Consider the following 6,936-nt stretch of genomic DNA (forward strand, 5'->3'; position numbering starts at 1 on the left):
TTATGTATCCAAACAAAAAGTAATCACTATATCTGTTGGCGAAAGCGTTCGTTTCATACTATAGCCAATAAAATGATATGCATAATACCTAGTACCATTGAATGTTTCTTCTGTTGTTATAAGTTTAAAGAAGTTTCGTTTTTTTGTAAATCTAAAAGTACTTTTTATTAGTTTTACCTATGGTGATAAAACAATACAAAATCCCTTGTTGAACAACAAGGGATTTTTTCTGCAATATTGTGCTGTCATATATCACGGCCAGCTCTGGCGCCCTATTTACGCACTTTCTTTTGGAGATTCAAGGTCGAGAACTGTTCCATCTTCATGGACTAATTTTGGACGACCATTTTCTTGTGTAACTGTTTCTTTCGTGATGATACACTTCTTAATATCTTCACGGGATGGCAGTTCAAACATAACATCTAACATAATGCCTTCGAGGATAGATCGTAAACCACGAGCACCTGTTTTTCTTTCAATTGCTTTTTGAGCAACAGCTTCCAGTGCACCCTCTTCAAATTCCAATTCAACGTCATCAATTTCGAAAAGCTTATTAAACTGTTTTACTAAAGCATTTTTTGGTTTTGTTAAAATATCCACTAGTGCTTTTTCGTCCAGTGGCTCTAAGCTTCCGATAACTGGCAGACGTCCAATAAATTCTGGAATTAAACCAAAGCGTAATAAATCCTCAGGAAGTACTTTTGAAAGCAGCGTTGCTTTATCTAATTCCTGGTTGTCAGCGTCAGCACCGAAACCAATAACTTTCTTACCAAGTCGACGCTTCACGATCTGTTCAATACCATCAAATGCTCCACCACAAATGAATAAAATATTAGTAGTGTCAATTTGAATAAATTCTTGATGTGGATGCTTTCTTCCACCTTGTGGAGGTACACTAGCTGTTGTGCCTTCAAGAATTTTTAATAATGCCTGTTGCACACCCTCACCAGAAACATCACGTGTAATGGATGGGTTCTCTGATTTACGAGCAACTTTATCAATTTCATCAATGTAGATAATACCTTTTTCCGCTTTTTCAACGTCATAATCAGCTGCTTGAATAAGCTTTAATAAGATATTTTCAACGTCTTCCCCTACATAACCTGCTTCTGTTAATGATGTTGCATCTGCTATAGCAAACGGCACATTTAAAATACGTGCAAGTGTTTGAGCAAGTAACGTCTTACCACTACCCGTAGGACCAATCATTGCGATATTACTTTTCGCCAATTCTACGTCATCTTTCGATTTTGGTGAATTGATACGTTTATAATGATTGTATACGGCTACTGATAAGTTTTTCTTTGCCTTTTGCTGTCCGATAACGTAATCATCTAGAATTTCACAGATTTCTTGTGGTTTTGGAATATCCTTATATTCCACTTCTTCTTCTGTACCTAATTCCTCTTCCACAATCTCTGTACAAAGTTCAATACATTCATCACATATATAAACACCTGGTCCAGCGACTAGCTTACGAACCTGGTCTTGGCTTTTTCCACAGAATGAACATTTCAATTGACCTTTTTCTTCATTAAATTTATACATGACATTCACCCCTTGTTCAAAAAATATCTCCTGTAATTCATAAAAACGATTAAACACTTTTCGTCTTTAGGCAATCATATCAAATTGTTCCAAAATAAAAAAGTAATACACTTTTTCACGTTTGTAAAGAGTATCAGTCTTTTAAGTCGATTACAAATAGTTTGCCTTTTATAGGAGAAGAGTTTTCTTTATGTATATGTTAGTCTTACCAAATGTATATCCTTCTATTTCATTCATCAATTATTTGTGTAAAAAAAATGGGGCTGTATAGTTTGGCAGGATGAAGGTTAGAAAACAAGGTACGGGATTACGCACCTTGTTTTCTTATACTGTTTATTTTGATTTGCTATTATCTACAAGGACATCAATTGCTTTTTTGAATTTCAAGTCTTCTTGAAGAGCTGAAGTGTTTCCACCAAGCGCTTGTTTGATTTGATCCACTTCCATATTGTACATAGAAGCCATAGACTCTAATTCTTTTTCGACATCTTCATCTGTTACTTCAACATTCTCAGCAGCAGCAATTGCTTCTAATGTCAAGTTTGTTTTCACGCGTTTTCCAGCATCTTCTTTCATTTGCTCTTTTAACGCATCTTCATCTTGACCAGAGAATTGGAAGTACATGTCTAATGTCATGCCTTGCATTTGTAATCTTTGTTCAAATTCTTGAAGCATACGATCTAATTCAGATTGTACCATTGCTTCTGGAATTTCCACTTCCGCATTTTCAGACGCTTGTTGAACTAAAGATTCACGTTTGTTAGCATCAGCTTCGTTTTCTTTCTGTTCTTGAAGACGTTTCTTTGTTTTTTCTTTTAACTCGTCAAGTGTTTCTACTTCCTCGTCCACGTCTTTAGCAAATTCATCATCCAATTCTGGAAGTTCTTTTGCTTTAATTTCATGGATTTTCACTTTGAAAGTAGCATCTTTTCCAGCTAAGTTCTCTGCATGGTATTCTTCAGGGAAAGTAATCTCTACGTCTAATTCTTCTCCTGCTTTCTTACCAACTAGTTGTTCTTCGAAGCCTGGAATGAAAGAGCCAGAACCAATTTCTAATGAATGGTTATCCGCTTGACCACCCTCAAATGCTTCTCCATCAACAAAGCCTTCAAAATCGATTACAGCAGTATCACCATTTTCGATTTCGCCTTCTTCTTTCACAACAAGTTCAGCTTGTTGTTCTTGTTGCTTTTTGATTTCTTCTTCTACATCTTCATCTGTAACTTCTGTGCTTACTTCTTCTACTTCAAGTCCTTTGTAATCGCCAAGTTGCACTTCAGGCTTCACAGTAACTTTAGCAGTAAAAATAAGGTTTTTACCTTTTTCGATTTGTTCGATATCCACTTCTGGCTGATCTACTGGTTCGATTCCAGTTTCCTCTACTGCATTTGTGTATTCACCAGGAAGAATAATATCTACAGCATCTTGGTATAATGATTCTACACCAAAACGTTTTTCGAACATCCCTCTCGGCATTTTACCTTTACGGAAACCAGGTACTTGTACTTGTTTTACAACCTTCTTAAAGGCCTGGTCTAAAGCACTATCGAATTTGTCTGCATCTACCTCTACTGTTAAGACGCCGACATTACCTTCTTGCTTTTCCCATTTTGCTGTCATTCTAAATTCCCTCCAACATAAAAAAATCTGTATATTTGACGTTCATTCAATATACCATCCTATAATAGACCGAACGCAAATTGCAACCATCTTATTATAACATAATTGCATTTGCTTTCAATAATAATAACGTATGTAGTATTTTTTTTGCAATGAATTTTATCACCAGGCATTAAACGTCTAAAATTGTTCCATAAAGTGTCTCTGATATATCAATCATTTTCAAATAATGTTCCTTGATAACAGAAACCTGGCGATCGTCTTCTTCGCCGAATAATTGGAAACTTCTGCTAACGTAATACACCAACGACTCCGCTAAAAGTTGATAGTTTTCCTTTTGTGGTAGAAAAGGGGTGTATACATATGCAAAACGTTCTAATATGAATTGAATCATTTGAAATTTGGTAGGGTCTTGTTGTTGTACATGATCTAACCAATGGGTAACACCTGTTATAAAGGAAACAGGTAAAATATCGTCCAATTCTTTTATATGTATTTCATCTGTCAATTGAAACTTTTCTATATGTATCGGCTGATCTGGTTGTACTTTCTGATAATATTCTAATAACGCCGTCTTTACCACTGGATGAATTTCCGGATTCTTTAACATCCCTCTAAAAAAAGTTTTATCGTGATATACCTCCAACTGGAGTAAGCGCTTCACCATATACCATTGCTGACGGTCATTTTTCTGTTCAATTGCTTCCTCTAACTGTTTCTGAACTTCTATGTATGATTTTTTATCTTCCTGTTGCTGTAATTCTTTACTTAGCTGATACATATGTCGTAATTGATCTCTAATATGAGAAGGAATATTTGTTTGCGTTAAAGCCTCATCAATTAGAAACATCACTTCATTATACTTGCTTGACTGAAATAATAATGTGGCATAAATATGTACATAAGAAGCAAAATAATCATCTTTCTTGGTGATTAGTTCTTCACATAAATCTTCCGCTTCATCATGCATGTTAAGTTCCATCATGCATATTAATTTACCAGTCATTACTTCATGTGACCGGACACCATTTTCCGTTAATTGATGAAAAAAGTCATAAGCTTCTTGAAAACGATTTTCCTGCATTGCTGTTTTCGCTTTACCTTCTAAATTATCCTTCCATTTAGGAAAAATAATAATGTTTTCCCTTTCTTCCTCCATTATCTCACCTGCCTTTCCTTATGATAGTAGATACTATTATAAAGTTTATTCTAATATTACTCAAGCATCAGATATAGCGAAAGACTGGATAAATTTTGGTTGTTCATAATGATCGTGGGCAAGAGCTTTTTAACAAACTTATTCTTCTTGAAAGTCTTTCATAATAATTGGAATTTGCTTTAGATCGGCAATAATAAAGTCTGCACTATCACATGTAACACCAGAAGTATATTTCCAAATCGTATACATACCAACTCGTTTCGCAGCATTTATATCATTTTCGGGGTGATCTCCAACAAAAAAACAATCATTAGGCTGTACTTGCAAATGTTGTAAAGCTTTTTCGAAAATTTTAGCGTTTGGCTTTTTTATCCCTTCTAACTCTGAGATTAAAATGATTGAAAAATATTTATCAATTTCTAAAGCATTAATACTATGCCTTTGAAATGTGCCTTTTCCATTTGTGATCAGCCCGAGTTTTATGTTCATATTCTTTAATCTGTTCAGCATTTCATGTAGATTAGAGAATGGTTTACAACTATAACAAAACCGACTTATATAATCATCTAACAACTCTATCCATGTTAAATCCGTAATCGTGAATTCTTGAACTAACTGTTCGTACACTTTATCCTTCCAGACCATCTCTCTGTTATCCAGTTCGATAAAACGATTTATATACAAGTCTTTATCTATATGTTGTAAAGCTTTATAATATTTATTATATTGATTTTCAGCAAAAATATTTATCGACGAATCTCGGTCTAGCAAAGTGCCGTCTAAATCGAATAAAACAGCTTTGATTGTGATTGATCATCACCAGCCTTTTTCTTCTTATTATAACAAATAAAGCAAATAAAATTTTAACCGAAATGAGGTGAATTTGGTGTTACTTCAACACCATTTTAAAAATGAAATTACACCAACTAACATACCTATTTATTTTGTTAACTGGATTATCCATTGGCATTCATCAAGCTTTGGAACACACTTTCACGCAAATAACCATGATTATTTTTATCATTATTACTTGCCTATTAGTTGTGAAGGATCTGCGCAATCCCTCGAATGATAAAAAATAATCCAATAGTCATGTATTCCCCCGCACAGATACTTAGAAAGTTGATACTCCTTAAAAAGCCATTTACTCCATTCTTTTTATAAAATTTAGTATCTGTATGTCCCCCATCATTCCGATGGTTTCTTTATTAATGAGAAATGATTCCCATACATGTTTTTATCCAATCTCCAAAAAATATGAGAGGCTATATAAAGCCAACATATCTTTCGGAGGTGTTTAGGGTGAGAAATATACAATGGCTATCTGTACTTGGTTCCATCGGAGTCGGTATTGCTGCATATAGTATGATGAATGGTCGAGGGCAAGGACAAGCTCAAAGATTACTTTCCAATGTAACAAATATGGGTAATCAAGGTAGATAATAACTTATTTAGAGGACCTCACCTTTAGTTAGGTCCTCTAAATAAATGAGAAATATAATCCAATAAATCTTTTACATAATATTAACTAAAAAGCTATTACTGATCAGTTCTAGTTACATTTCACCTCTACTCTAATTTGTTACTGTCTAGAAAAAAATTGTTTAGATCATCTCTTAATCGATTTATTTCGAATTAGGATGGCAGCTGTCCATTACAACTTTTGAAAATATAACATAGTATGCATTATCTGAGTTTAAGGAGGTGTTTCTTCCGATGAGTGGATATGGAGCTGGTTACGGTGGAGGTTTTGCATTAATTGTAGTATTGTTCATCCTCTTAATTATTATTGGTGCTTCCTTCGGTGGTGGTTACGGCTATTAATTAATTGATTGAATTAGTGTATCGCACAATTTATAACCTCCTTTGCAGATACAGATGGGCGCCCGTCTGTATCTCATTACATAAGTTACATATTTTTTATTTCTATCCTACCATCAGCATACAATCTTGAACGGTCATCCTCAAAAAGATTGTAGTAGTAAAGAGGAGATGGCGATCTGAAATAACTAAAAAACAGTCAAATACCGGATCATTATCTGTTGCTAACATATTTCGTAAATGTTTATTTTCTATGTTATGTTGTACATGTTAGGAGGAATAAAATGAAAAGGATAATAACGTCTGTAATTGCACCATGTATCCTTTACTTTTCTTTTTTAACATTCGATGCAATAGCTGGTTCCAGGTTTACCTTTTTCTCAGAAGCTCCATACTTAATAAGATTATTTATAGTTTATTGGTATTCGTTCCCTTTTTTCTTATTTATCGGAATACCTGCATCTATAATAATTGATAAAATCAATAGAGGAATGCGTTGGGTTAATTATGCTATCGCCGGCGGTATCGTTGGTTTAGTCATGAAGATTATAAACATAATAGAGGGTTATCCAATATTGTATGATTTAGGTACTTTTATTGTCTATCCAGGCTCTAGCGTTATTTTTTATTTATCACTAAAGAGTTTGGAAATTATTTTTACAAAAGCGTTCGGAGAGCACATATCTTCAGCTATCCATTAGTCTTTGATTTTTATGGATCTAAATTGAGATAGTCTTGACTGGCGTTTTTGGGTTCTTTGTCAAATGTGGTGGTGTAGTTTTATCTAC

The 6,936-nt window shown here is 34.1% G+C and carries 7 protein-coding genes; 3 read left to right on the forward strand and 4 right to left on the reverse strand.

Annotated elements, in window-relative coordinates:
- Nucleotides 1-276 precede the first annotated feature (276 nt).
- From clpX to GH715_RS15635, 4 genes are all read right to left on the reverse strand, one after another.
- A complete protein-coding gene (gene clpX / locus GH715_RS15620) occupies nucleotides 277-1,548 on the reverse strand; it encodes an ATP-dependent protease ATP-binding subunit ClpX (RefSeq protein WP_018931401.1) in 1,272 nt (423 codons plus the stop codon).
- 333 nt (nucleotides 1,549-1,881) lie between these two features.
- The gene (tig, locus tag GH715_RS15625) at nucleotides 1,882-3,168 is read right to left on the reverse strand and encodes a trigger factor (protein ID WP_153836136.1); all 1,287 of its coding nucleotides are present in this window, start codon (nucleotides 3,166-3,168) and stop codon (nucleotides 1,882-1,884) included.
- A gap of 172 nt (nucleotides 3,169-3,340) precedes the next feature.
- Entirely contained in the window at nucleotides 3,341-4,327 is a 987-nt protein-coding gene (locus tag GH715_RS15630) for a tetratricopeptide repeat protein (protein WP_153836135.1), read from the reverse strand.
- Nucleotides 4,328-4,465: 138 nt separating this feature from the next.
- Complete coding sequence (locus tag GH715_RS15635) at nucleotides 4,466-5,131, reverse strand: HAD family hydrolase (protein ID WP_163578707.1); 666 nt, start codon at nucleotides 5,129-5,131, stop codon at nucleotides 4,466-4,468.
- Between the two features lie 498 nt (nucleotides 5,132-5,629).
- On the opposite strand from GH715_RS15635, the gene GH715_RS15640 reads away from it, so the two are divergent.
- The 3 genes from GH715_RS15640 to GH715_RS15650 all read left to right on the forward strand — a co-directional run bounded on the left by GH715_RS15640 (nucleotide 5,630) and on the right by GH715_RS15650 (nucleotide 6,849).
- The gene (locus GH715_RS15640; protein ID WP_018931397.1) at nucleotides 5,630-5,770 is read left to right on the forward strand and encodes a hypothetical protein; all 141 of its coding nucleotides are present in this window, start codon (nucleotides 5,630-5,632) and stop codon (nucleotides 5,768-5,770) included.
- Nucleotides 5,771-6,043: 273 nt separating this feature from the next.
- Nucleotides 6,044-6,151, forward strand: a complete 108-nt coding sequence (locus GH715_RS15645; protein ID WP_018931396.1) for a YjcZ family sporulation protein — start codon at nucleotides 6,044-6,046, stop codon at nucleotides 6,149-6,151.
- Between the two features lie 281 nt (nucleotides 6,152-6,432).
- Nucleotides 6,433-6,849 carry a hypothetical protein gene (locus GH715_RS15650; RefSeq protein ID WP_153836133.1) on the forward strand — a complete coding sequence of 139 codons (417 nt, stop codon included), beginning with the start codon at nucleotides 6,433-6,435 and terminating at the stop codon, nucleotides 6,847-6,849.
- The last annotated feature ends 87 nt before the right edge of the window (nucleotides 6,850-6,936 follow it).

It is taken from the genome of Gracilibacillus thailandensis (genome assembly GCF_010994055.1).
Taxonomy (GTDB): domain Bacteria; phylum Bacillota; class Bacilli; order Bacillales; family Amphibacillaceae; genus Gracilibacillus; species Gracilibacillus lacisalsi.

Bases quoted from the DNA above. Each gene is read 5' to 3' on its own strand.
- clpX (WP_018931401.1), bottom strand. From the start codon at position 1,548: ATGTATAAATTTAATGAAGAAAAAGGTCAATTGAAATGTTCATTCTGT.
- tig (WP_153836136.1), bottom strand. From the start codon at position 3,168: ATGACAGCAAAATGGGAAAAGCAAGAAGGTAATGTCGGCGTCTTAACA.
- GH715_RS15630 (WP_153836135.1), bottom strand. From the start codon at position 4,327: ATGGAGGAAGAAAGGGAAAACATTATTATTTTTCCTAAATGGAAGGAT.
- GH715_RS15645 (WP_018931396.1), top strand. From the start codon at position 6,044: ATGAGTGGATATGGAGCTGGTTACGGTGGAGGTTTTGCATTAATTGTA.
- GH715_RS15650 (WP_153836133.1), top strand. From the start codon at position 6,433: ATGAAAAGGATAATAACGTCTGTAATTGCACCATGTATCCTTTACTTT.